The 24,772-nt window shown below is 71.5% G+C and carries 19 protein-coding genes; 10 read left to right on the top strand and 9 right to left on the bottom strand.

What is annotated here, in order from left to right; all coding sequences use genetic code 11:
• The first annotated feature begins 9 nt into the window (after positions 1–9).
• Positions 10–1,251 carry a geranylgeranyl reductase family protein gene (locus tag ABLE68_RS05010; RefSeq protein WP_348870179.1) on the top strand — a complete coding sequence of 414 codons (1,242 nt, stop codon included), beginning with the start codon at positions 10–12 and terminating at the stop codon, positions 1,249–1,251.
• A 13-nt stretch (positions 1,252–1,264) separates the two neighbouring features.
• Positions 1,265–2,152, top strand: coding sequence for an NUDIX domain-containing protein (locus ABLE68_RS05005; protein ID WP_348870178.1), 888 nt, complete (start codon positions 1,265–1,267; stop codon positions 2,150–2,152).
• On the opposite strand, the gene ABLE68_RS05000 is transcribed toward ABLE68_RS05005, so the two are convergent.
• The 8 genes from ABLE68_RS05000 to ABLE68_RS04965 form a co-directional block, all read right to left on the bottom strand.
• On the bottom strand, positions 2,115–3,167 hold the full coding sequence (locus ABLE68_RS05000; RefSeq protein ID WP_348870177.1) for a hypothetical protein: 1,053 nt from the start codon (positions 3,165–3,167) through the stop codon (positions 2,115–2,117). The genes ABLE68_RS05005 and ABLE68_RS05000 overlap by 38 nt on opposite strands.
• Positions 3,164–4,627, bottom strand: coding sequence for a substrate-binding domain-containing protein (locus tag ABLE68_RS04995; protein ID WP_348870176.1), 1,464 nt, complete (start codon positions 4,625–4,627; stop codon positions 3,164–3,166). Before ABLE68_RS04995 ends, ABLE68_RS05000 begins: the two co-directional genes overlap by 4 nt.
• An 11-nt stretch (positions 4,628–4,638) precedes the next feature.
• A complete protein-coding gene (locus ABLE68_RS04990; RefSeq protein WP_348870175.1) occupies positions 4,639–5,805 on the bottom strand; it encodes a hypothetical protein in 1,167 nt (388 codons plus the stop codon).
• A complete protein-coding gene (locus ABLE68_RS04985; protein WP_348870174.1) occupies positions 5,802–6,959 on the bottom strand; it encodes a hypothetical protein in 1,158 nt (385 codons plus the stop codon). The genes ABLE68_RS04990 and ABLE68_RS04985 overlap by 4 nt, the downstream gene beginning before the upstream one ends.
• The gene (locus ABLE68_RS04980) at positions 6,959–8,686 is read right to left on the bottom strand and encodes a hypothetical protein (protein WP_348870173.1); all 1,728 of its coding nucleotides are present in this window, start codon (positions 8,684–8,686) and stop codon (positions 6,959–6,961) included. Before ABLE68_RS04980 ends, ABLE68_RS04985 begins: the two co-directional genes overlap by 1 nt.
• Positions 8,686–10,809: a glycosyltransferase gene (locus tag ABLE68_RS04975; RefSeq protein ID WP_348870172.1), complete on the bottom strand. Its 2,124-nt coding sequence runs from the start codon at positions 10,807–10,809 to the stop codon at positions 8,686–8,688. Before ABLE68_RS04975 ends, ABLE68_RS04980 begins: the two co-directional genes overlap by 1 nt.
• A complete protein-coding gene (locus ABLE68_RS04970) occupies positions 10,806–11,057 on the bottom strand; it encodes a hypothetical protein (RefSeq protein ID WP_348870171.1) in 252 nt (83 codons plus the stop codon). Before ABLE68_RS04970 ends, ABLE68_RS04975 begins: the two co-directional genes overlap by 4 nt.
• 164 nt (positions 11,058–11,221) lie before the next feature.
• Positions 11,222–12,391, bottom strand: coding sequence for a glycoside hydrolase family 5 protein (locus tag ABLE68_RS04965; RefSeq protein ID WP_348870170.1), 1,170 nt, complete (start codon positions 12,389–12,391; stop codon positions 11,222–11,224).
• 60 nt (positions 12,392–12,451) lie between these two features.
• Here ABLE68_RS04965 and ABLE68_RS04960 point away from each other — a divergent pair, with 60 nt between their 5' ends.
• From ABLE68_RS04960 to ABLE68_RS04925, 8 genes are all read left to right on the top strand, one after another.
• Positions 12,452–13,705: a hydroxyacid-oxoacid transhydrogenase gene (locus ABLE68_RS04960; protein ID WP_348870169.1), complete on the top strand. Its 1,254-nt coding sequence runs from the start codon at positions 12,452–12,454 to the stop codon at positions 13,703–13,705.
• 1 nt (position 13,706) lies between these two features.
• Positions 13,707–16,379: an FAD-binding and (Fe-S)-binding domain-containing protein gene (locus ABLE68_RS04955; protein ID WP_348870168.1), complete on the top strand. Its 2,673-nt coding sequence runs from the start codon at positions 13,707–13,709 to the stop codon at positions 16,377–16,379.
• Positions 16,380–16,461: 82 nt separating this feature from the next.
• On the top strand, positions 16,462–17,670 hold the full coding sequence (locus tag ABLE68_RS04950; RefSeq protein WP_348870167.1) for a class I SAM-dependent methyltransferase: 1,209 nt from the start codon (positions 16,462–16,464) through the stop codon (positions 17,668–17,670).
• Positions 17,670–18,521: a hypothetical protein gene (locus ABLE68_RS04945; RefSeq protein ID WP_348870166.1), complete on the top strand. Its 852-nt coding sequence runs from the start codon at positions 17,670–17,672 to the stop codon at positions 18,519–18,521. Before ABLE68_RS04950 ends, ABLE68_RS04945 begins: the two co-directional genes overlap by 1 nt.
• Positions 18,515–19,519 carry a DNA topoisomerase IB gene (locus tag ABLE68_RS04940; protein ID WP_348870165.1) on the top strand — a complete coding sequence of 335 codons (1,005 nt, stop codon included), beginning with the start codon at positions 18,515–18,517 and terminating at the stop codon, positions 19,517–19,519. Before ABLE68_RS04945 ends, ABLE68_RS04940 begins: the two co-directional genes overlap by 7 nt.
• Before the next feature lie 92 nt (positions 19,520–19,611).
• Complete coding sequence (locus ABLE68_RS04935) at positions 19,612–20,031, top strand: YciI family protein (protein ID WP_348870164.1); 420 nt, start codon at positions 19,612–19,614, stop codon at positions 20,029–20,031.
• Positions 20,028–21,263, top strand: a complete 1,236-nt coding sequence (locus ABLE68_RS04930) for an RNA polymerase sigma factor (RefSeq protein ID WP_348870163.1) — start codon at positions 20,028–20,030, stop codon at positions 21,261–21,263. Before ABLE68_RS04935 ends, ABLE68_RS04930 begins: the two co-directional genes overlap by 4 nt.
• Positions 21,264–21,280: 17 nt before the next feature.
• Positions 21,281–21,778, top strand: coding sequence for a macro domain-containing protein (locus tag ABLE68_RS04925; protein WP_348870161.1), 498 nt, complete (start codon positions 21,281–21,283; stop codon positions 21,776–21,778).
• Here the strand turns inward: ABLE68_RS04925 and ABLE68_RS04920 are convergent.
• Positions 21,762–24,692, bottom strand: a complete 2,931-nt coding sequence (locus tag ABLE68_RS04920) for a hypothetical protein (protein ID WP_348870160.1) — start codon at positions 24,690–24,692, stop codon at positions 21,762–21,764. The genes ABLE68_RS04925 and ABLE68_RS04920 overlap by 17 nt on opposite strands.
• Positions 24,693–24,772 lie beyond the last annotated feature (80 nt).

The raw sequence follows: 24,772 nt of genomic DNA, 5'->3' as shown, positions 1-24,772 counted from the left end.
GATGGGCGGGTGAGCACACCCGCGCAGACCGACGTCCTGGTCGTCGGCGCCGGCCCCGCGGGGTCGGCCGCCGCGGCGTGGCTGGCCCGCGCCGGTGTCGACGTGGTGCTCGCCGATGCGGCGGTCTTCCCCCGCGACAAGACCTGTGGTGACGGGCTCACCCCGCGCGCGATCGGCGAGCTCCAGCGCCTCGGCCTCGAGGACTGGCTGCGCGCTCACACGGTCAGCAAGGGGCTCCGGGCCCACGGATTCGGGCAGACCCTGCACCTGCCGTGGGGCGTCCCGGGAGGATCGCTCCCTGACTGGGGGAGCGCCGTCGCCCGCACCGAGCTCGACGACCACCTGCGCACCACCGCGATCAAGGCGGGTGCGGTCGCCGTCGACGGGCTCCGGGCGGTCGACGTACGCCGCGACGGCGACCGGGTCACGGCCGTGGTCTTCCGGACCGAGTCCGGGCCCGTCGAGATCGGCTGCCGTCGTCTCGTCGTCGCCGACGGGGTGCGGAGCCCCCTCGGCAAGGTGCTCGGCCGCGTCTGGCACCGGGACACCGTCTACGCGGTGGCCGGGCGTTCCTACGTGGACTCGACCCGGTCCGACGACCCCTGGATCAGCTCTCACCTCGAGCTGCGCGACGAGCAGGGCGAGCTGGTCAGCGGCTACGGGTGGGTCTTCCCGCTCGGCAACGGCTCGATCAACCTGGGGGCCGGGACCCTGGCCACCGACAAGCGGCCCGCGGACATCGCGATCAAGCCCCTCATGCAGACCTACGCCGACACGATCGGCGCGGAGTTCGGTCTGTCCGGGCCGCTGCGGCAGCCCACGTCAGCGCTGCTGCCCATGGGCGGCGCGGTCTCGCACGTCGCCGGCGCCAACTGGGCGCTGATCGGCGACGCCGCGGCCTGCGTCAACCCGCTCAACGGCGAGGGCATCGACTACGGCCTCGAGACCGGGCGCCTGGTCGCCGAGCAGATCGCCTCCGGCGGACAGCTCGGCGAGGCCTGGCGCTCCACCCTCGTCGAGCACTACGGCGAGGCCTTCTCGATCGCCCGCCGCCTCGCGGGGATCGCCACCCGCCCCAAGGTCGTGGCGTCGCTCGGTCCGGTCGGGATGCGTTCCGACTGGCTGATGACCCTCGCCCTGCGCTGGATGGGCAACCTCGTCGACGACGAGGACCGCGACCGGGCCGCGCGGGTGTGGCGCTGGGCCGGTCGACGCTCGATCTCCCTCGACCACCGTCCGCCGTTCGCCTGATGGGCCGGCCGCGATGAACGCACTGCCGAAGCGGCAGCGGGTCGCGGCGTACGCCGTGATCCTGCGTGACGGCGGGATCCTGCTCAGCCGGCTCTCGGCCCAGGTGACGACGGAGGAGCTGTGGACACTGCCGGGCGGTGGCCTCGACCACGGGGAGGACCCGCGTGATGCCGTGGTCCGGGAGGTCTTCGAGGAGACCGGACTGGACGCCGAGGTCGGCGAGACCGCCCGGGTCTACTCCGCCCACCTGCCGGCTGTCTGGCGCGAGGGTAGGCGGGTCGATGCCCACGCGCTGCGCATCGTCTACGACGGCTGGGTGCCGCTCGACGCGCCTGCTCCGTCCGTCATGGAGGTTGACGGCTCGACGATGGAGGCCGCCTGGAAGCCCGTCGCCGACGTCCTCGACGGAACCGTGCCCGTGGTCCCGCTGGTGCTCGAGGCGCTGGCCGACCACCGCCCCTACCGGCACCAGCGTCTCGGCGCCTACGCGCTCGTGCGGCGCGGCGACAGCGTGCTGCTGACCCGGATCTCGGCGAGCGGCTTCCACACCGGCTCCTGGACGCTGCCCGGCGGCGGCGTCGACCACGGCGAACCGCCGCGTTCCGCCGTGGCCCGCGAGCTGCGCGAGGAATGCGGCATCGAGGGCCGGATCGGCGAGCTGGTCGCGGTGCACGACGACCACTTCAGCGGGACCGCACCTTCGGGACGCTACGAGGACTTCCACGCGGTCGCCATGGTCTTCGAGGTGACGGTCGCCGACGACGTCGAGCCCTGGCTCGCGGAGGACGGTGGCACCACCGACGCCGTCGGGTGGGTGAAGCTCGCCGACATCGAGTCCGGGGCCGTGCCCGTCCTCGATGTCGTCAGGGAAGCGGTGCTGCCGCGACCTCGCACACGTTGAGCCACGGTCGTTCGTCGTTGTTCGTCACCATGTAGGACGACAGCACCCAGGTCCTGCTGACGCCGTTGACGTGCCACTTGATCCGCATCATCCCGTTGCGGGGGAGGTCGACCGGCCCGAGCAGGCCCGTGACCGGGTCGTACTGCAGGTCGGTGTGGACCTCGTAGTGCTTCGGGTCGTTGGTGCTGCCCTCGCTCTGGAGGTAGGTGTAGTCCATGTAGGCGTCGGGATCGGGACTGTCGAGCCGGAGCGCGACCGACTGCCGTCCCTCGGTGTCACCGGTGTCCGGCTCGCACGTCAGCTCCGCCTTGCCGAAGCCGGGGATCGTCGTGCTGCTCGTGGTGTGGCTCGTGGCCTCGGGCGTGCCGTGCCAGTTGAGCCCGAACTGCTGGTCGGTGTCGGTCTTCAGCGCGAGCGTCATCTTGCAGTACTGGCTGCCGGGGTAGGCGAACCGCTCCCAGTACCAGGTGAGCTTGAACGCGGTGGCGGGCACCGCGAGCGAGCCGCCGGCGTCGCGGTCGCGGCCGGGGCGCTGGCTGATCACGCCGTACGCCGAGCCCTTCTGGAAGTCCTCGATGCCGTGGGCGCCCTGGTTCAGGCCCTCGTGTGCCTGCGGACCGGTGCCGCCCTTGCCGTCGTCGGACGCGGTGGCGTAGGTGTAGATCCGCACGTTCTTGACCGCGACCCGGTCGGTGCCGTCCTTGGTCTCGAACTTCGCCAACCACATCTGGGTCTCGGCGCGACGGTCGTTGGCGTGGAGCTTGATCATCGTCGTGTCGGGCTGGCAGATCAGGTCGACCTGGCCGATGCCGGGGACGTCGGCGGTCTTCTGGTAGACGGGGTGCCTCTTGTGCTTGGCGGCGTTCCACTTGACGACGATCCGCTTGGACTGGGTCACGCCCTTGCGGGCGCTGCCGGGAGCCGCGTCACCCGTCGCTGTGACGACGCCCGCCGTCGACAGGACGAGCGGCAGCGCGGCGACCAGGGCGAGGAACCGGGTGGTGCGAGAGGTCATCGTGCTGGCTGTGCGGTGTCCGGCGTGGCGGTGTCGCTCGCCTCCGGGTCGTCGGTCGTGGTCGTGGCACCGTTCGACGCCGGGACGACCAGCACCGGCTGGCGGGTGCCGTCGAGCCAGGCGAGCTCGGCGCGCAGGGTCTGGTCGGGCAGCGACACCAGGCTGGCGTCAGCGGCCGCGGCCTGCGAGGCGTTCAGGTAGTGGCGGATGAAGTCCTTGACCTCGCTCCGGTCGAGCGACCGGGTCGTGGTCGTGATCAGCATCTGCGAGGAGAACGGGTAGTCGCCGCCGGTGATGGTGGCCTGGCTCGGGAACACGCAGTTGCGCTGGCCGTCCGGCAGGCTGATCTCGAAGGGCCGCAGCTGGTCCTCGAAGAGCTCATAGTCGCTGAAGCGCGCGTAGATGACGTGGCCCAGGGTCCGGTCGACGAACCGCTTCGCGGTGGTCGAGACCCCCAACCGGTCCTCGGCGTGGCGCAGCACCAGCTTGGCGTCGTGGACCTTCTGGCGCGCCTTGGTGCGGGCGACGTACGCCGCCTGCACACGGGCCTCGTCCTTGGCCTTGTCGGCGGGGCTGCGCTTGTCGCGGAAGCCCTTGGCCCGCTCGGCCAGAGCGGCGTGGAGCTCGTCGCGCGCGTCGGCGAGGACCTGCCGGGCCGTGGTCAGCTCGGACTTGAAGACACCGCGCTCGCGGGCCAGCTCGGGGTACTTCAACGCACGCCGGATGTAGCGCGGGCCGCCGTTGATGAACCGACGGGCCTGGTCGAAGTTGTCGTAGGTGAAGTAGTCGGAGCGGACGTCGGTGAGGGCCGGCGCCAACGAGCCGAGCACCGACTTGCCGAACACCTGGAAGTCCGTGGAGCTCAGCTGCGGGCCGCCGACGCGCAGCGGGACGTCGTCGAGGCCGACCTGGCTCCAGTTCGTGATCGGCGAACCCGCGCGCCAGATGTCCTGGACCTGGTCGGTGGTGAGGCAGTCGCCGCCGACGTCGGACTCCGACTTGATGGCGATCACGATGGCGTCCGACGCGATCTGGAACTGGACGACGTCCAGGCCCACGGACTGGCAGGCGTCCCACTCGCTGCGCGAGATCGGGCGCAGCGAGCTGACCAGGTCGATCTTGCCGGCGCAGAGCTCCTGGAAGGCCTTGTCCTCGCCGTTCTCGTTCAGGTTGATCGTCGTGTTGGTGCCGGTGTCCTGGTAGGCGTCGACCTCGGCCGGCGTCAGCGAGATCGTGCTGGAGCCGTCGATGTCGAGCTGGCCGCTGGGCCGGTCCGGCAGGGCCTCGTTCGCCTGCTGGACCTGACGCTGGGTCGCGAGCTCGGCGTCGTACTCCCGGGCCTGGGCGTCGGCGACCAGGTCGGTGGCGCCCCGGTTGTTGTCGTGGGAGCAGGCCGGCAGCAGCAGCACCCCGGCGAGAGCCAGGGCCACCGCGCCGTTGCGGCGCGCGCGCCTCGTCATCGACACGTTCGTCACTGGCCCGCTCCTGCACTGGACGAGGGGGAGCTGGTCGGGCTGGCGGACGAGGACGGCGTCGTCAGCAGGCCGAGCGAGGCTTCGTCCTCGGGAGGGAAGCGGTAGCGCTGGCCGAGCTTGATGACCTCGAAGTCCTCGAGGTGGAGACCGAGCAGCTCGTTGCCGGAGATCATGTCGTTGGTGACGTCGCGCTGGGCGTAGAGCGTCGGGACCGCGGCCCGGTCGACCACGATCGCGCCGTACGTGCGCAGCGCGGCGACGATCGCGTCGGACATCCGCTTCTGCTGGGCGGTCAGCTTGATCCGCTTGTGGGTGATCGGGTCGATCGGGGTCGGCACCGTGACGTTGGCCTTGAGCCGGATCCGGGCGCCCTCCGGCAGCGAGTTGACCCGGCCGTTGCCGTCGGTCGCCGAGGCGGGCTGCACGAAGACGCTTTGCGCCGGGCCCGGCACACTGATCGCCAGCGCGTGGCTGATCAGCCCGGCCCGCAGCTCGTTGGGCCGGATCAGGCCGGCGAAGAGCGGCAGCCCGGAGCCGCGTGCGCTGTTCATCTGCGGGGCCTGGTAGCCCGGGCCGTTGAGGTCCCACTTGCGCATGTAGTTGTAGGAGATCGAGCCGTCGTCCTCGCGCCGCGCCCGCCACAGGTCGTAGGCGACGGGCTCGCTCACGTCGAAGACCGTGAACCAGCCGTCGTAGCGCGGGTCGGGGTCGACGTCGGACGGGATGCTCAGGACGGTCGTCTTGGCGCCGTCGCCGCAGACCAGCTGGCGACACACCAGCTTGGTGGGCGTGCCGCCGGCCACGACCGCGGTCGTCCACCGTTCGGTGTTGATGTAGACGCCCTTGTCGACGATGCGGCGGTCACGGTAGAACTGGCCGCCGCCGACGTGCTGGACGACGCCGACCCGCTCCCGGGCCAGGTTGATCATCTGCGACGACTTCGGGTCGACCCCCTCGTCGTCGATCCGGGTGTTCCACGGCGAGTCCTCGGCGAAGAACCGACGCTCCGGGACCGGCACACCGGTCGCCGCGTCGTTCGGGTTGACCACGACCTCGAGGTCGGACTTGGAGCTCTTGTCGTTGTCGTCACCGCCGCAGCCGGCCAACGCCAGGACGCTCAGCGCGACCAGGACGGCGGCGGCACGGGTACGACGGGTGTTCATGACTGCTCCACAGGGTGGTGGGTCGGCCGCATCGGCTCGATGCTGGCCTCGATCGACTCCGCGAAGCGGGACACGGCGTCACTGATCTCGCTGAGCTGACGGGCGTCGCGGGTGCTCGTGGTGGCGGCGCCGGCCTGGACCCGGGCCGCGGAGATGATCGCGTGCGCCTCGCGGCGCGCGGTGATCCGGATCAGCTCGGCGTCGAGCTCGGCCTGGGCGGTCAGCAGCTCGGCGCGGCGCGCGGCCTCGGCCTCGAGCGCGGCGAGGTGCTGGAGGGTGGCGTTCTCGGCGTCGCGCAGCCGCTCGATCGCCGAGTCGGCGACCTCCTGGACGGTGAGGCTGAGGTAGCCGAGGTCCTCGGGCGACCGGCCCGAGCGGGCGGCCTCGATCCGCGAGCCGAGCTGCGCGGCCGCTGTCGGCGGGGCGGGGGCGGGTGCGGGCGTCGGCGGGGCCTCGACCGGGATCCGCATCGTCGGAGCCAGGACCTCGGGAGCCAGCACCTCGGGAGGCATGACCTCCGACGGCAGGACGTCGGCGTACGGGTCCAGGCGGGCGACGGGCAGGATCACCGGCACCGCGGAGGCCTCGGCCGGCGCGGCCGCGCGAGCGGAGCGAGCCGGCGCGCGGACAGGCTCGGGCTCGTGGTCCGCCTCGGGCTCGTGGTCCGCCTCGGGCTCGTGGTCGGGCTCGGGCTCGGGCTTGCGCTTCGGCTTGGCAGGCTTGCGGGGCGCCTTGGACACGGACTTGGGCCGGGCGCGAGGCGCAGGCTTCGGCTCCTCGACCTCCTCCTCGTCGTCCACGTCGTCCTCGTCGTCCAGGTCGTCCTCGACCACCGGGGCGGGCTGACGACGGGACTTGGGCCGCGGGCGCGGTGCGGTCGCGACCGGCGCGGGGGCCGGCTCGGGCTCGGGCTCGGCGGTCGCCTCGTCCTCGTCCTCGGGCTCGTCCTCGATCACCGGGACCGGCACGGGGCGGCGACGCGAGGCGAGCGTGGTCGGGGCGGGCGGGCGCTCCTCGGCGGCCGGCGTCTCGGCCGGTGCGGCCTCCGGGACCAGGCGGTTGGCGAAGTCGACCTGACCGAGCCGACTGCTGGAGCCCAGGCCGAGCAGGTCGTCGACCGACGGCGGCGGCTGGATCGGGTTGCGCTGTTCCATCACTGCTGACCCCCGTCGGTGGACGGGACCGACGCCGCGTCGGTGGGGGTCTCAGGGTTGAAACCGGCGGGCACGCCGATGAGCTTGTAGCGGTCGGTGCTGTAGACGACGGGAAGGCGGGGGTCGGAGTCGCTGGCGGCGTCCGGGTAGAGCTGGCTGAGCAGGTCGGACGAGGTGTCGGTCGAGATCAGCATGTAGTCGACGTACTTCGCCGGGTTGCGGGCAGCCGTCTTCCACGGGCCGTCGCTCTTGTCGACACGGTCGAAGAACAGGTCGGGGCGGCCGGTCAGCAGCATCACGGCGTACGTCGCCGAGTTGTCGGTGAGGATCGAGTTGCGGTCGGTGATGTTGTCGGTGATGTAGTCGGCCATCGCCTGCTCGTCCACGATCCCGAGCCGCGCACCGCTCAGGGTGGTCGCACCCTCCTGCGACTCGCGCGTGGAGACCGCGGCGGCGAACGACGCCTCGAGGTTCTGGTAGCGGTAGCTCTTCATGGCGTGGAAGGTCCACGGGATGCTCAGGAGCAGCAGCACGACGAGGACCGCGCTGATCAGCGTGTTGCTGTTGTCGCCGGACCGGGCCAGCCAGATCACCCCGATGACCGAGAAGATCAGGATCGGCAGCGCGTTGCGCATCTGCATCGGCGAGTCGGTGAGGTCGAGGACGACCGACATGGCGGGTGCGGCGATCGCGGCGCCGACCATGATGCCGAGCCAGAGTGCGAGCGGGTTGTTGCGCGAGATGCCGACGAAGATGAGCGCCGGCAGGACGATGATCGCGATCGGAGCGCCGTAGAGCACCAGCGACCAGGTGTCCTGGAGCAGCTCGACCCCGGAGAAGCTGCCCGGGTCGCCGCCGCCGGCGTCGCTCGCGCTGCTCACCCACTCGAAGGGCCGGGACAGCAGGATCAGGTTGAAGACGGTCCACAGCGCGACGACGTACGCCGTCGGCGCGGCGAAGCCCACGGTGGTGCCCTCGACCTCGTGGCCGCCGGCACCGAGCCGGGCCAGGATCGCGCCGATCATCAGCGCCGAGAGCACGAACCAGAGCAGGCTGCTGTAGCCGGCCAGGGCGGCGACGCTGTAGGCGATGCCGCCGAGCATCACGAACCGCACGTCGGCCGTGACGAACCACGCGACCAGGCAGCCCATGCCCAGGACGACGAACGAGATCCAGATGAACTGGCGGGCGCCGCCCGCGGCGTAGAGCGCGACGAGCGGGTTGGCCGCCAGCGAGATCAGGATGCCGTAGCGCAGGGGCGCGGCGATCTGGGCGCGCCGGCACATGGTGTTGAGCGAGACGAACATGAGTCCGGCGAAGACCGCGGACGTCACCGGGATGACCCACAGCGAGGACGCGACCGTCTGCGAGATCGCCAGGGGTGCGATCAGCAGGGTGGCCAGCGGCGGGTAGTCGAAGCCGAGTGCCGAGAGCTTGGCCGGGTCGTTGTGCCAGATCATCAGCGCACGGTTGAGCCGGTCGAGGGTCTCGAAGCCGACGACGTGCATCTTGACGACGAGCCAGTAGCCGAACCAGATGTAGGCGCCGGTGAAGGCGACGAACACGGCCAGGCTCTCCCAGCGGCGCTTCGCGATGTCGTGCGGGCGCTGGTGGACGGCCTGGACGACGCCGGCGAGGCGCTCGCGCGTCGAGATGATGTGGTCGAGGGCGGGGTCGATCGGCTCCGCGCCCGGGGCCGCGGGTGCCGGCTGCGAGAACGTGGTCATCAGTGACCCCCGTCCAGCCCGTGCTCGGTCTTCTCCCAGTAGAACGGGTTGGTGAAGAGCTGGATCGCGCCCTTCCAGGCGGCCCAGCTCATCAGGCCCCAGTAGAGCGGCGAGAGCAGAGCGGTCCGGGTCAGTCCGAACTCACCGCGCTGCAGGCTGCCCGCGACGTTGAGGTAGACGAACACGAAGTTGCCGACGAAGAGCAGGGCGCTCGCGGCGTAGAAGACGAAGCCCGGGAACAGCTGCTGGATGAAGCCCCACTGGCTGAAGACGTAGAGCGTCGTGAGGGCCCAGAAGATCGGGTTGAGGAGCAGCACGAACGCGCTGGCCATGGTCAGGTTGAAGCTGACGAACCCGCGGAAGCCGGTCTCGGCCAGCAGCGAGCCCGGGTTCCGCATGTGCACGAGCCAGGTCTGCAGGTAGCCCTTGATCCAGCGGCTGCGCTGGCGGATCCAGTTCGGGACGTTGGAGTTGGCCTCCTCGAGCGTGGTCGAGTCGATCATCGCCGTGCGGTAGCCCTGGCGGTGCAGACGGATGCCAAGGTCGGCGTCCTCCGTCACGTTGAAGGGGTCCCAGGCACCGAGCTCGCGCAGCACCGAGGTGATGAAGTGGTTGGAGGTGCCGCCCAGCGGGATCGGGGACCCGGCCGCACCCATCGCCGGCAGCACCAGCTCGAAGTGCATGGAGTACTCGTTGGCGAACCACGCGGTCAGGAGGTTCTGGTCCTGGTTGAAGTGGTTGAGCTTGGCCTGGACGCACGCCACGTTGCCGGCGACCAGCTGGAAGGCGAGGAAGGCCTTCTTGAGCTGGTCCGGGTCGGGGCGGTCCTCGGCGTCGAAGATGACGCAGAACGAGCCGGTCGCGAGCTGGAGGCCGTAGTTGCACGCCTTCGGCTTCGTCTTGGGCAGGGAGTCGGGGACGACCACGAGGTGGAAGTGCGGCGGCAGCTGCAGCGCGCGGATCGCCTCGATCGTCTCGACGTCGTCCTCCTCGCACAGCAGCTTCACGTCGAGCCGCGTGCGGGGGTAGTCGAGGTCGTTGATGCCGCGGACCAGGCGGCGGACGATGCCGGCCTCCTTGTAGAGCGGGACCAGGATCGTGTACGTCGGGAGCGTCCGCTCGTCGATGGCCGCGATCATCTCGTCGGTGACGTCGGTCTCGAGGTGCGTGCCGAGCGCCCGGAACGTCAGCTGGAACTTGTAGACCGAGACGAGCAGGTAGATCACCGAGCAGGTCGCGACCGCGCCGATCAGGGTCTCCATCGGCCAGACGACGCCGCAGAGCAGGACCACGATCGCGGCGCAGACGGCGAGCGCCTTCTGGCCGCCCGTGAACACGATGTGGGCGGACGCCTCGGGCTGCGTCTCCATGAGGGAGACGGTCGAGATCTCGGCGTAGTGAGCGCTGTGGACGTGCTGGATCAGCTGGTCGAGCTCGGTGCGGTTGGCCAGGAGCTGGCGGAACGGCGAGCCGAGCGCCTCCTCCACGTCGGCGGTGTCGTCGGCGTCCAGGGGACGGGCGACGGCGAGCAGCACGAGCTCGTCGGTGGCCGCGACCGGGATGGCCTGGAGCCGCAGGGCCAGCGGCTCGGGCAGCCGGCGGGCGACCTCGAGGTCGGGCACGAAGTCGGACAGGCCGACGCGCTGCATCTGGTACATCTCGGACAGCGCCGCGACGAGGACGTCCTCGGAGATCGCCTCGTGGGCGACCAGGATGTCGCCGAGCGGGTCGCCGGTGCGGGCGTACTCGAGCATCGCGACCTGGAGCTGCTCGTTGGTGACCAGCCCGCTGTTGGTGAGCATCCGGGCCATCTGCACCCGGGCCCGGCGCTCGTCGGCGGACTCGACCTGGCCCTCGGCCGGCGGGTAGACCGCGTCGATCGCGGCGGTGATCTCGTTGGTGGTGTGCCGGACCAGCTGGACCGGGCGGTCGATGCGCTCCTCGACCACCTGCAGGGTGATCGGGTCGTCGACGTCGGCGACGGCCACGAGGACGACGCCGTCGGCGACGGCGTACGGCATCACCCGGAAGGTGCGGCAGATGCCCTCGGGCAGCAGCCGACCGAGCTCGGGGCTGACCCCGTCGGTGAGCCGGACGCGTGCGGTGGAGACGGTGGTGGTCATGCGGCGCCTGCTCCGAATCCGGTGGCCGAAGCCTGGGGCGTGGTCGCCACGCCGTCGACGGGCCTCGAACGCGAACCACGCGAGCGAGCGACCAGGTAGACGAGGAAGGCGAGGCCGAGTGCGACGAGGGGAGCGATCAGGAAGGTGATGAAGACGATGAGGAACATCGCGAGCGTGACGATCACCCGCAGCATGGCTGCGGCCGCCGACGTCCGCTGTGGGCGCGGCGAGTTGGCCTGGATCGTCATTACTTCCCCCTGTTGCCCGGTGTCCCGGTCCGGGCGCTCAGCCCGGCAAATCTCCCCCGAGATTCATGTCAGGCTAAACCGACCCGTTCTTCGCTGTGGCCACATTGGATCCACAAAGGGGTAACAAGACGTTTCAGGCGGGAAACGACCGTTGTGGGCACGGCCTAGGAGTTCGCGGCCTCGCGGAGGTAGCGCCGGGCGAGCGCGCCGTACGCCGTCGGCGACCCGGACTCGTTGCGCACCAGCGCCATGGGGTCGCTCGGGTGGTCCGCCCACACCCAGAAGAGCGAGCCGATGTCGTGGGCGTCGGCCCAGGCGAGGTAGTCGCTGACGTAGCCGCCGGTCGGGTCGTCGGCCCCGAGCTCGCCGGTCAGCACCGGCACCCGGTCCGCGATCGGGGCGATCACCTCGTCCCAGCACTTCTGGCTCGCGCAGTCCTTGAAGTCGTAGCTGTGGAACGACGCCACCAGCTGGTCGTCGTCGGGCGCGAATTGGAGCCAGTGCGACAGGTCGTTGGAGTAGTCGAGGCCCCCGAGCAGGATCGGCTGCGCAGCGCCGGCGTCGCGGATCTCGGCGACCACGGAGGCCATGCCCTGGACGGTGTAGGTCACCCGGCCCTGGGTCGCCGTCTGGTCGTCCTCGACCGGAGCCTGGCAGCCGCCGTCGCGCCAGCACTTCCAGGTCAGGTCGAAGACCAGCTTGCTGCCGGTTGGGTTGTAGCGGGAGTAGGGCTCGTTGAACGCGTCGAACATCACCGACGGGTTGTGGGCGTAGTCGCGGGCGACCGAGCGCCAGAAGGTCAGGGACTGCGAGTCGGGCATCGCGACGTTGCCGAACTCGGGCTGGCCCATCCGCTTGCGGCTGTGCAGGTCGAGGACGACCACGATGCCGGCCCGGTTGAGCGAGGACACGAAGTCCGCGACGTCGGCGCGGTAGTCGCTGGGCGTCCGCTCGTCGAACTGGTCGCTGACCGGGGCGCCACGGGTCCCGAGCCAGCAGTCCTGGTTGAGCGGCAGGCGGACCGTGTTGACGCCCCAGTCGGCGATCACCTCGGCCTCGCGGTCGTACTGGTCCTGGTCGCCCGTCGTGTCCAGCGCGGACATGCCCCAGCCCTGGGCGCAGGCGTACTCGAAGCTGCTCCAGTTGACGCCACGCGGAACCCACGGGAGGCCGTCGCGGGCATCGACGATCCGGTTGCCGTCGACGACCGGGCGCGGTGCGCCCGTGTCGACTACGCCGCCGGTCGGGGTGGGCTCGCGCATCTGGGCATAGATCGCACCGCTGGACACCAGCACCAGCACTGCGGCCAGCGCGATCCAACGCACATAACGCATGGAAGCCCCCCTCCTCACTGCAGGAATGGTACGGCCCGGCCCATTGGCTATGTTGGCCGAATGAGCGAGACCGTCTTCACGTACGCCGCTCCTGCGCTCAAGTTCGGGTCCGGCGCCTCGGCCGAGGTCGGCTTCGACCTGGCGGGTTACGGAGCTCGCCGGGTGCTGCTCGTGACCGATCCCGGAGTCGCGGCGACCGGGCACCCGGCCCGGATCGCGGAGCAGGTGGCCGCCCGCGGCATCGACGTCACGACGTACGACGGCGTCCACGTCGAGCCGACCGACGAGTCGATGGCGGCGGCGATCGACTTCGCCCGCGACGCGGGTCCCTTCGACGCGATCCTCGCGGTCGGTGGCGGGTCCGCGATCGACACCGCCAAGGCGGTCAACCTGCTCACCACCAACCCGGGCGAGCTGCTCGACTACATCAACGCCCCGGTCGGCAAGGCGCAGGCGCCGGCCCACCGTCTGCTCCCGCTCGTCGCGATCCCGACCACCACCGGCACCGGCGCCGAGAGCACCACCATCTGCGTCCTCGACGTCCTCTCGCTGCAGGTGAAGACGGGCATCAGCCACCCCGCGCTCCGGCCGACCCTGGCGGTGGTCGACCCCGACCTCACGATGAGCCAGCCCGCGATGGTGACCGCGTCGGCCGGCCTCGACATCCTCTGCCACGCGCTGGAGAGCTACACCGCGCGGTGGTACGCCGACTTCGACGCCAAGCAGCCCGAGCAGCGGGTGCCCTACTGCGGGGCCAACCCGATCGCCGACATGTGGTCCGAGAAGGCGATGACGCTGCTCGCGGGCGCCTTCCGGGCCGCCGTACGCGACGGCTCCGACGGCGTCGCCCGGGAGCAGATGGCGATGGCCGCGACCTTCGCCGGCCTCGGCTTCGGCAACGCCGGCGTGCACATCCCGCACGCCAACGCCTACCCGATCGCCGGCCGGGTGCGCGACTACTCGCCCGAGGGCTATCCCGGCGTGCTCGTCCCGCACGGCATGGCCGTGTCGCTCACCGCGCCCGAGGCCTTCCGCTTCACCTTCGAGGCCGCGCCCGAGCGGCACCTGCACGCAGCCCGGCTGCTCGATCCCGCCGCAGGCTCGGGTCCGGAGGCCCTGCCGGACGTGCTCACCGCGCTGATGCGCGACGTCGGGATCCCGAACGGCCTCGCCGAGGTGGGGTACGGCGAGGATGACGTCGACGACCTGGTGGCCGGCTCGCTCAAGCAGCAGCGGCTGCTCGCGACGGCGCCGAGGAGTCCCACGGACGAGGACCTGGCGCGGGTCTTCCGCGGGTCGATGGAACACTGGTGACGTGACCGACACCCACCCCGCGCTGGTCGCAGAGCTGCGCCGCCGGGGCGTGTCCGACGTCGACGACTCGACGCTGACCCGGGCGCTCTACTCCTCCGACGCCTCGCTCTACCGCGTGGTGCCGCAGGTCGTGGTCCGGCCGCGGCACCCCGACGAGCTGCACGCGATCCTCGAGGCGTCGCACGCGACCGGCGCACCGGTCACGATGCGCGGGGCCGGGACGTCGATCGCGGGCAATGCGGTCGGCACCGGGATCGTGGTCGACACCCTCAAGCACCTCAACCGGGTCGTCTCGGTCGACCCCGAGGCCCGGACCGCGGTCGTCCAGCCCGGCGTCGTGCACGCCGACCTGCAGCGCGCGGCGGCGCCGTACGGACTGCGCTTCGGGCCCGACCCGTCGACCCACACCCGCTGCACGATCGGCGGGATGATCGGCAACAACGCCTGCGGCTCACGGGCGCTCGGCTACGGCCGGACCGTCGACAACGTGATGGGCCTGGACGTCGCCTACGGGCCCGGTGCTGGGGACGTGGCCGCCGAGCTGGCGGCGCTCGCCGACCAGCACCTCGCGCACATCCGCACCAGCTTCGGCCAGTTCGGCCGGCAGGTCAGCGGCTACTCGATGGAGCACCTGCTGCCGGAGAACGGTCGCAACGTCGACCGCTTCCTCGTGGGGTCCGAGGGCACCCTCGGCGTGGTGCTCGGCGCGACCGTGCGGTTGGTCGAGGACGACCCTGACCGGCACCTGGTCGTGCTCGGCTACCCCTCGATGGCGGAGGCGGCCGACGCGGTCCCCGCCCTGCTGGCGGCGGCGCCGAGCATGACGGCCTGCGAGGGCCTGGACTCGCGGATCGTCGACCTCGTCCCGGGCGCACCGGACCTGCCGCGCGGCACGGGCTGGTTGTTCGCCGAGGTGTCGGCCGCCGAGACCGGCGCGGTCATCGCCGCGTCGGGTGCCCTCGGTCACCGCGTGGTGCCGGACGGCCCCGAGGCCGCAGCGCTGTGGCGGATCCGGGAGGACGGCGCGGGCCTCGCGGCCCGGTCGCTGTCGCGCCCGGCGTACTCCGGCTGGGAGGACGCCGCCGTGCCGCCCGAGCGCCTCGGCGCCTGGCTGCGTGACTTCGACGAGCTGCTCCAGGAGCACGACCTCGACGGGGTGCCCTACGGCCACTTCGGCGACGGCTGCGTGCACGTGCGGATCGACTTCGAGTTCGGCGACGGGGGCAAGCGCTTCCGCGACTTCCTCACCCAGTGCGCCCTCAAGCTGCGCGAGCACGGCGGGTCGCTGTCCGGCGAGCACGGCGACGGCCGAGCCCGCTCCGAGCTGCTGCCGCTGATGTACGACGCGGAGTCGCTGCGGCTCTTCGCCGCAGCCAAGGCGATCTGCGACCCCGGCAACCTGCTCAACCCCGGCAACATCGTCGACCCGGCACCTCTCGACGCCGACCTGCGCCCCGCGCGACCGCGGCCGCTGATCCCGCTGGCGGACGCGATCCACCGGTGCACGGGCGTCGGCAAGTGCGTGGCCCCGAAGACCAACAACGTGATGTGCCCGTCCTACCTCGCGACCCGCGACGAGAAGGACTCGACCCGCGGCCGGTCGCGGGTGCTGCAGGAGGCGCTGGACGGCGAGCTGGTGCACGGCTTCGCCGACCCCGCGGTGCACGAGGCGCTCGACCTCTGCCTGGCCTGCAAGGGCTGCGCGTCCGACTGCCCGACCGGCGTGGACATGGCGACGTACAAGGCCGAGGCCCTGCACGCGACCTACTCTGGACCCGACGCGAAGCGCCGACCACGCAGCCATCTGCTGCTCGGCCGGCTGCCGAAGTGGGCACGGCTCGCGGCGCCGGTGGCACCCGTCGCCAACCGGATGATGAAGCTCGGCCCCGTCGCCCGGCTCGCCAAGGCCACGGCCGGCATCGACCAGCGGCGCTCGATCCCGGCGTTCGCGCCCAGGACGCTGCGTCGTACGACGGGCGTGCCCGAGGTCGTGCCGGACGTGTGGATCTGGGCCGACTCCTTCACCGACCACTTCTTCCCGGTCAACGCGCTCGCCGCGATCGACTTCCTCGCCTCGGTCGGCGTGACCGCGCGGGTGATCGCCGACGACGCCTGCTGCGGACTCACCTGGGTCACGACCGGTCAGCTCGACGAGGCGCGGGCGATCATGGCGCGCACCGTCACGACGTTGAAGCCGTACGTCGACTCCGGGGTGCCGGTCGTCGGGCTCGAGCCGTCGTGCCTCGCGACGCTGCGCAGCGACCTTCCCGAGATGCTCGGCGAGCACCTCGACGTGCTGACCTTCGCCGAGCTGCTGGAGCGGCTCGACGTCCCGCTGCCCTCGCTCGACGGGGTCGAGGTCGTCGCGCAGCCGCACTGCCACCAGGCCTCGATCCTCGGCTGGGCCGCCGACAAGCGGCTGCTCGAGAAGGCCGGTGCGACCGTCACCCAGGTGGCGGGCTGCTGCGGCCTCGCCGGCAACTTCGGCATGGAGAAGGGCCACTACGAGGTGTCCGTCGCCGTGGCGGAGACGCACCTGCTCCCCGCCGTACGCGCCAACCCCGGCGCGGTCGTGCTCGCCGACGGCATGTCCTGCCGGGTGCAGCTCGACGACCTCACGCAGACCCCGACGATGCACCTCGCCGAACTGCTCGCCTCTAAAGTGAAGGCGTGAATCCCCGCCACCGCAGACTCGTCATCCCCGTCGCCCTGGTGGGGCTGCTCCTAATCGTGGTGATCGCATCGGTGATGAACCGATGAGCGAGCCCCTGCTCCGTGCGCTGAACCGGATGCGCGGGTTGATCCTCGACCCCGACGTGCTGGTCAAGGCGGTCGCGTCGGGCCGGCAGAAGGGCGAGGAGCCGCCTGCCTACCGACGCGTGGAGCTGCGGTACGTCGACCTCAAGGCCGGCCGCCACCTCCAGGTCACCTCCTACGACGACACCCAGGCGTTCACCGCCAACCACTCGCTCGGCGACGACGCGCGGGACGCGGTCGACGCGCTGCTCGACGAGGCCTACGGCAACTGGCACGTCGACACCACGACGCAGAGCCACCAGGTGCGGGTGACCAAGAAGCTCGAGGCGATCGTGCACACGACCGATCGGGCGACCGACGTGGAGGTCGAGCGCGGACACGACAAGCCGAAGCAGCGCCTGCTGCCCGAGGACGACCCGGTCTTCGTGGCCCTCGGCATCGCCGACGCCGACGGCAGGCTGAAGCCGAGCCGGCAGGCGAAGTACCGGCAGGTCGAGGAGTTCCTGCGCCTGCTCGACTCGTCGATCACCGACGCGCTGGCGAGCGGCAAGCTGCGCAAGCCGACGGCCGAGGAGCCGCTCCGGATCGTCGACCTCGGCTGCGGCAACGCCTACCTGACCTTCGCCGCCCAGCGCTACCTCGTCGGCGTCCGCAAGCTGCCCGTCCAGCTGACCGGCGTGGACGTGAAGGAGCAGTCGCGCGAGCACAACTCGGCGGTCGCCGCCGAGCTCGGGGTCGCTGCGGAGTTCGTCGTCGGGACCATCGGCGGGGTCGTCCTCGACCCGGCGCCCGAGGTGGTCCTCGCGCTGCACGCCTGCGACACCGCCACCGACGAGGCGCTCGCCCAGGCCGTGTCGTGGGGCGCGCAGCTGGTGCTCGCCGCACCCTGCTGCCACCACGACATCGCGGCCCAGCTGCGCAAGTCGCCGACCCCCTCGCCGTACGCCATGGTCACCCGGCACGGCATCCTGCGCGAGCGCCTCGCGGACACGCTGACCGATGCGCTGCGTGCGTCGCTGATGCGGCAGCAGGGCTACCGCGTCGACGTGGTGCAGTTCGTCGAGAGCCAGCACACCCCGCGCAACACGATGCTCCGGGCTGTGCGGACGGGCGGCCCGGTCAAGGGCGGCTCGGTGCGCAAGGAGTACGACGAGCTCGTGGACACCTGGGCGATCAACCCCAAGCTGGCCGAGCTGCTCGGGGTCTGATGCTCGACCGCGTGCTGGGCGTCGCGTCGGTCGCGTCCCTGGTGATCGGTGCGGTGGTCGGCTCGCCGGCGCCGCCCTCGACGGTCGACTTCACGTTCACCGACCCGGCGATCGTCGAGTCGAGCGGGCTGGTCGCCCTGCCCGGTGGGCTCTTCGTCACCGTCAACGACTCCGGCGACTCGGGTCGCGTCTTCGTCGTCGACGGCTCGGGCGACACGGTCGGCGTGACGTCCTGGGCCGCCGACCCCACCGACATCGAGGCGCTGGCCCCGGCCGGGCCGGGCGCGGTCTGGGTGGGGGACACCGGAGACAACACCGGCTCACGCTCGTCGGTCTCGGTGTTCCGGGTGCCGGTCGGTCGTGGCGACCGGACCGTCACGCCGACGGCGTACTCCCTGGTCTACCCGGACGGTCCCCAGGACGCCGAGACCCTGCTCGCCGACCCGCGCACCGGCCGGCTCCTCATCGTCAGCAAGGGCATCTTCGGCGGGACCGTCTACGCCGCCCCGACGACGCTCTCGGCTGACCACGACAACGTTCTGAAGGCCGTCGCCGACTCGATCCCCGTCGCCACCGACGGGTCGTTCTATCCCGACGGTCGCCACTACGTGGTGCGCAACTACACCCAGGCGGACGTCTACACGTTCCCCGGACACGAGCAGGTCGACTCGTTCCCGCTGCCGGCCCAGCGCCAGGGCGAGGGCCTCGCGATCGCTCCCGACGGGTCGATGCACGTGAGCACCGAGGGCCAGTTCTCCGCCGTACGCCGCGTCCGGGCGCCGGTGGTGCAGTCATCTCTGCTGGCCACGTTTGTCGCTCCGCTGACGTGGCTACTGACCCGGGCATGGTGAGGCTGCGCAGGACGTCTCCCGACCAGCCCGGGTGGAGCCGGCGGCGGGCCGGTCGAGGGTTCGTCTACGTCGACGAGTCCGGAGCTCGCTTGAGCGACGAGGACGCCCAGCGGGTGCGGGACCTGGTGATCCCGCCGGCGTGGAAGGACGTGTGGGTCACGCCGTACGCCAACGGGCACCTGCAGGCGGTCGGCACCGACGACGCCGGCCGGCGGCAGTACCTCTACCACCCCGACTGGCGGACCCGGCGCGACGCCGAGAAGTTCGACCGGATGCTGGAGTTCGGCAAGGCGCTCACCAAGGCGCGTGAGCTGGTGATCACCGACCTCGGTCGCGAGGGGATGCCGCTCGAACGGGCCTGCGCGGTCGCCGTACGCCTGCTCGACCTCGGCTACTTCCGGATCGGCAACGACGTCTACGCCGACGAGAACGGCTCCTTCGGGCTGACCACCCTCGAACGGCGGCACGTCCGACGCCACCAGGCGCGCCTGGTCTTCGCGTTCGTCGGCAAGTCCGGGGTGGAGCACGAGATCGAGATCGACGACGCGGTCGTCATCGAGGCGGTCGACATCATGCGGCGCCGACGCGGGAAGGACCTCCGGCTGCTGTCCTACAAGGAGGGCCGCTCCTGGCGATCGGTCCTCCCGGCGCTGGTCAACGAGTACGTCCGCGCGTCCACCGGGCTCGAGGCCACAGCCAAGGACTTCCGCACCTGGCACGCGACGGTGCTGGCCGCGGCCGCGCTGGCCGAGACGCCCGAGCCCGGCGAGACGAAGGCGTCGCGCAAGCGGGCGGTCGCGGGGGCGATGAAGGAGGTCTCCTCCTTCCTCGGCAACACCCCGACGCTCGCGCGCTCGTCGTACGTCGATCCGCGGGTCATCGAGGCCTACGAGCAGGGGCGGACGATCTCGCGCACCACGCGGCGTACGTTCGACACGCCCGACGAGCGCCAGGCCGCGCTCGAGCGAGCCACGCTGAAGCTGATCCGCGAGGGCTGAGAAAATTCTCGGACCCGTGTCGATCGCACGTGGGTCCCGTTCGTCTGCTGGGTGAGAGGGTCGGAGGACGACCCTGGAAACGGAGCAGAACGATGAAGTACATGCTGATCATGCGGGGCACCGACGAGGCCGTCGCGTCCTACGCCGACGTCGCGTTCGAGGACATGCTCGAGGGCATGGGGAAGTTCAACGACGAGCTGATCGCAGCGGGGGTCCTGGTCGCGGCCGAGGGGCTCGATCCGGCCGAGGAGAGCGTCGTCGTGGACTACTCGTCGACGCCGCCGGTCGTCACCGACGGCCCGTACGGCGAGACCAAGGAGCTCTTCGGCGGCTACTACATCCTCGACGTCGCCTCGAAGGAGGAGGCCGTCGAGTGGGCCAAGCGGCTCCCGATGACGCGGCCCGGCATCAAGACCGAGATCCGCCGGGTGCCGAGCATCGACGAGTTCCCGCAGGACAACCCGTACGTCCAGCGGGAGCGGGCCTGGCGGGAGGCCAACGGCCAGCTGTGAACCGGTCGACCCGGGAGGCCGTCGAGGCGGTGTGGCGGATCGAGTCCGCCCACATCGTCGCGACCCTCGCCCGCTACACCGGTGACTTCGCGATGGCCGAGGACGTCGCCCAGGAGGCACTCGCCGTCGCGCTGGTGACCTGGCCGCGTGACGGCGTACCCGTCAACCCTGCCGGGTGGCTGCTGACGACCGCCCGCCGGCGCGCGATCGACGCGTTCCGGCGGCGGTCGGCGCTCGACGAGAGGTACGCCGCGCTGGCGCACCAGGCCGACGAGAGCGAGGAGCCGGACTGGGACCCGGACCGGATCGAGGACGACGTGCTCGCACTGATGTTCATCTCCTGCCACCCGGCCCTGTCGCGGGAGTCGCAGGTGGCGCTCACGCTCCGCGTGGTCGGCGGCCTGACCAGTGACGAGATCGCTCGAGGCTTCCTGGTGCCGACCGCGACCGTGCAGGCCCGGATCACCCGGGCCAAGAAGACGCTGGCGGCGGCCCGGGTGCCGTTCGAGGTGCCGCCGCCCCAGGAGCGCCGTGAGCGGCTGGGGTCCGTGCTCAGCGTCGTCTACCTGATCTTCACGGAGGGCTCGTCCGCGACCACCGGCAGCGCGCTGATCCGCACGGACCTGGCGCGCGAGGCCGTGCGCGAGGCGCGGATGCTGTCCCACCTGGTGCCCGACGAGCCGGAGGTGCACGGACTGCTCGCGCTGCTCGAGCTCACGGCCGCGAGGTTCCCGGCGCGCACGGACGCCGACGGTGTGCCGGTGCTCCTCGAGGACCAGGACCGCAGGCGGTGGGACCGAGCCGCCATCCGTCGCGGACGTGCCGCGCTCCAGCAGGCCGGTCGGGTCGGGCGCGGCCTCGGGGCGTACGGCGTCCAGGCGGCCATCGCCGAGTGCCACGCGGTCGCGCCGTCGGTGGCTGAGACCGACTGGGGCCGGATCGTGGTGCTGTACGAAGCGCTGTCGCGGCTCGCACCGTCGCCGATCGTGTCCCTCAACCACGCCGTGGCCGTGTCGATGGAGGACGGGCCGGCCGCCGCGCTGGAGATCGTCGACGAGCTGGTCGCCACGGGGGCGCTAGCTGGCTCCCACCTGCTGCCCACCGTCCGCGGTGAGCTGCTGGTCCGGCTCGGCCGCGCAGAGGAGGCCCGGACCGAGCTGGAGTCCGCCGTACGCCTGTGCCCGAGCGAGCCCGAGCGCATCGTGCTGGCGCGCAAGCTCGACGCGCTCTGATCGGCGAGACTGGCGACATGGACGTCACCGTCGTGCAGGGAGACATCACCGCGCAGCAGGTCGATGCGGTGGTCAACGCCGCCAACAACGCCATGCGCGGAGGCGGCGGCGTCGACGGGGCGATCCACCGCGCCGGGGGTCCGGCGATCCTGGAGGACTGCATCGCGCGGTTCCCCGACGGACTCGCGACCGGCGACGCAGGCTGGACGACCGGCGGGCTGCTGCCCGCGCGGTGGGTGATCCACGTGGTCGGTCCCAATCGGCACGCGGGCGAGACCGACCGGGCGCTGCTGCTGTCCTGCTACGCGCGGGCCCTGGCGGTCGCCGACGAGCTCGGCGCCTCGACCGTCGCGTTCCCGTTGGTCTCCGCCGGCGTCTACGGCTGGCCGAAGGAGGACGCGATCGCGTGCGCGCTCGAGGTCTTCCGGGCCGCGACGACGTCGGTCGCCGAGGCCCGGATCGTCGCCTTCGACGAACCGACCTACGAGCTGGTCCGCCTCACCACGTCACGGTGACCGGGGTGGCCTCGGCTGCCGCCCAGCCCGGGAGCCCTGCGTACCTCGCGGAGACGGTGCCACTGACGAGCTGCTTGACCGAGGCCGTGAACACGCCGGATGCGTTGGTCCGCACGGTGGTCGACGCGGTCCTGGTCGCCGAGGTCGGGTAGGTCACCACGACACTGGCCGACGCGAGCGGCGTGCTGACCCCGGAGCTGTTCGTGACCGTGAGGATGCCGGTCGACGTGACGTAGCCGGTGGTGGCGTTCCGCGTCGATGCCAGGGTCAGGTGGCTCGACCACTCGTGGACGGTCAACGTGCGGGTCTCGGTGTCCGCAGCCCAGCCGACCTTGCCGGCGTAGGTGACCGTGACGGTGCCCGAACCGGTGGGCTTGACGGTCACCGTGTAGCCGCCCGACACGTTCGTGGTGGTCGTCGCGGTGGCGGTCTTGCCACCGGCCAGCGGGTAGGTCACCTTGATCGCGGCCGACTTCATCGCCGACTGGCCGGGGTCGCCGGTCTGGGTCAGCGAGCCCGTCAGGGTGAGGGGGGTCCCGGCCATGACCTCGGTCGCCGAGGTCGTCGTCGTCAGCGCGGTCGACCATTCCTTGACCGTCAGCGCCCGGGTCGCCGTGTCCGCGGCCCAGCCCGGCTTGCCGGCGTACGCGACGGTGACCGTGCCCGAGCCGGTGGGCTTCGCGACCACGGTGTAGGTGCCCGAGGCGTTGGTGGTGGCCGATGCCGTGGCCGTCTTGCCGTCCGCCATCGGGTAGGTGACCTTGACCGGGCTGGACGGCATCACGGCGGAGACGCTGTCGGCCGACTGGGTCAGGGTGCCGGTCAGCGTGACCGAGTCACCGGCCATCACCGCGGCCGGCGCCGAGGACACCGTGATGTCGGTCGTCCACGGGGTGACCGTCACGGCCTCCTCGGACGCGTTCGCCGCCGCGAACCCGGTGTGGGCCGCGAAGCGGGCCTGCAGCTTCTCCGACCCGAGTGGCTTGACGGTCGTGGTGTACGAGCCGTCCGCTGCGGTCGTCGCGGAGGCCGCCAGGGCCCACGTGGTCTTGCCGTCGGCGAGGGCGTAGATCGACACCTTCTCGCCGGCGGCCGGGAGGTCCGTGCCGTCGCCGGTGTCGCGGGTGAGCTCCCCGGACACGGTCACCGGGTCGCCGGCGTGCACCTCGTCGTCGCTGACCGAGCCGCTCAGGGCCGTGGTGCAGGTGCCCGAGGCCACGGTCACGTCGATGGTGCTGGACGCGACCGCCGGGAACGCGACCGTGCCGATGGTCTTGGCCGAGTAGGTGCCGGCGGTCATGGCCACCGGCGCCGAGACGCCGACTCCGGTGGCATCCGTCGTCGCCGTCGCGACCTGGACCGCCTTGGCCGCACCGACCTGCCGGAACCACGCGACGCCGAGTCCCTGGACCGGCTTCTGGGTGGTCGTGTCGAGGACCCGCGTCGTGAGCACCCCCTTGCCGCTGGGACAGGCCGTGTAGGCGGAGGTCGAGCCGTCGAGGCTCGTCGACGGGGCCGCCGCCCGTGCCGCGGTGGAAAAGGTGAGCGGCACCGTGCGCACGAGCTTCGCCCCGGTCGAGTCGACGACCGTCGCCGTGGCTGCCGCGGCGCTCGTCGTCCTCGCGTCGCAGGTCACCGTGGTCTGCACCGAGGTCGGGCTGCTGAACACACAGTCCTTGCGCGTGGACGTCCACGCGATGGTCGTCGTACGGCCGGAGGGGACCTCGAGGTTGGCCTGCACCTGCGTCGGGAGGCCTGGTACGACGGGGTTGTTGACGGTCACGGTCCCACCCAGCGTGGTCGGGACACCGGCCGAGCCGCCGCCGACGCCGTCACCGCCGCCGATCAGGAACCGTGAGCTGGCGGTGTTCCAGTGGGTCGCCAGGTAGGAGCCCGAGGCCGGGAAGGTCGAGTAGTAGTCGTCGTTGTTGCAGTCGAAGAGCGTCTCCTGGTCGGGGGCGCAGACCTGCTGCATCGCCTTGCCGCCGCCGTCCGCGTAGCACATGCGGTCGGACTCGTCGTAGCAGTGACCGGCCGCCGTGGCGTGCGGGGCGTCCTTCTGCACCGAGCCCATGGTGTGGGAGAGCTCGTGCGCCTCGACCGACTGCGACTGGCCCCAGCAGGCGGTGTCGATCCGCGCGAACTGGGGCGCCATGCCGTTGTTGTAGTTGGCCTGGTCCGCGCGGCTGTCGACGTAGGTCTGGGCGATCCCGCACTGGCCGGTGCCGTCGACCCACATGAGGTACTTGCGGGTGGCGCTGGTGAACCCGAGGTTCTGCATCGCGGTGATCGTCGCGCCGAACGACGCGAAGGACCCGGCCGGGACGGTCACGTTGAGGACGGTCGGTGAGCAGGTGCCGTCGCCGTTCGACGCGGACACGAAGCGCACGTCGCGCACTCCACCGGTCTTGGCTGCGGACAGGTTGAACACGGTGTTGACGCCCGCCGCCCACTGCTTGATCTGGTCGCTCACCGCGGCGTACCTGTTGGGCTTGTCGGCGGTGACGACGTAGATCGCCTGCACGCGGTAGCCCGACGTACCGTCGCCGTCGCACGGCACCTGGTTGGTCACCGCCGCCAGCTCCGCCGGCACCGGGACGCCCTCGTCCTGGGCCGCGTCGACGGCCGAGGCCGCTGCGCCGGTCCGCGCCTCGAGGACCGCGGTCGCGACGTGCTTGTCGACGTCGACACCCGCAGGCGCCTTGTCGGAGTGGGCGCAGGAGGCCGGGACACCCGCCACGGTCGAGGCGATGACCTCCTGGCACCGGGCGCCGAGGTCGGCGGCTGCGGCGTACCCGCCGTCGCGGGTGTGGTCGGCCATCGACGTGGCCGCGGTCGTGATCGCTCCGATCGCGAGGGCGACGGCGGCGACGAGCGCGAGAGCGCGCCGGTGGGACGAGGAACGCTGGTTCATCCGTGAACTCCTGGCCTGGCGGGCGGCTCGTCCGTGAGCCGCTTCTGGGTCCTCTATCGGCGCCGTGGGCGCACGTGTGA

Source organism: Nocardioides pollutisoli (assembly GCF_040045055.1).
Taxonomy (GTDB): Bacteria; Actinomycetota; Actinomycetes; order Propionibacteriales; family Nocardioidaceae; genus Nocardioides; species Nocardioides tweenelious.
This window is presented reverse-complemented; position numbering and strand designations above follow the sequence as displayed.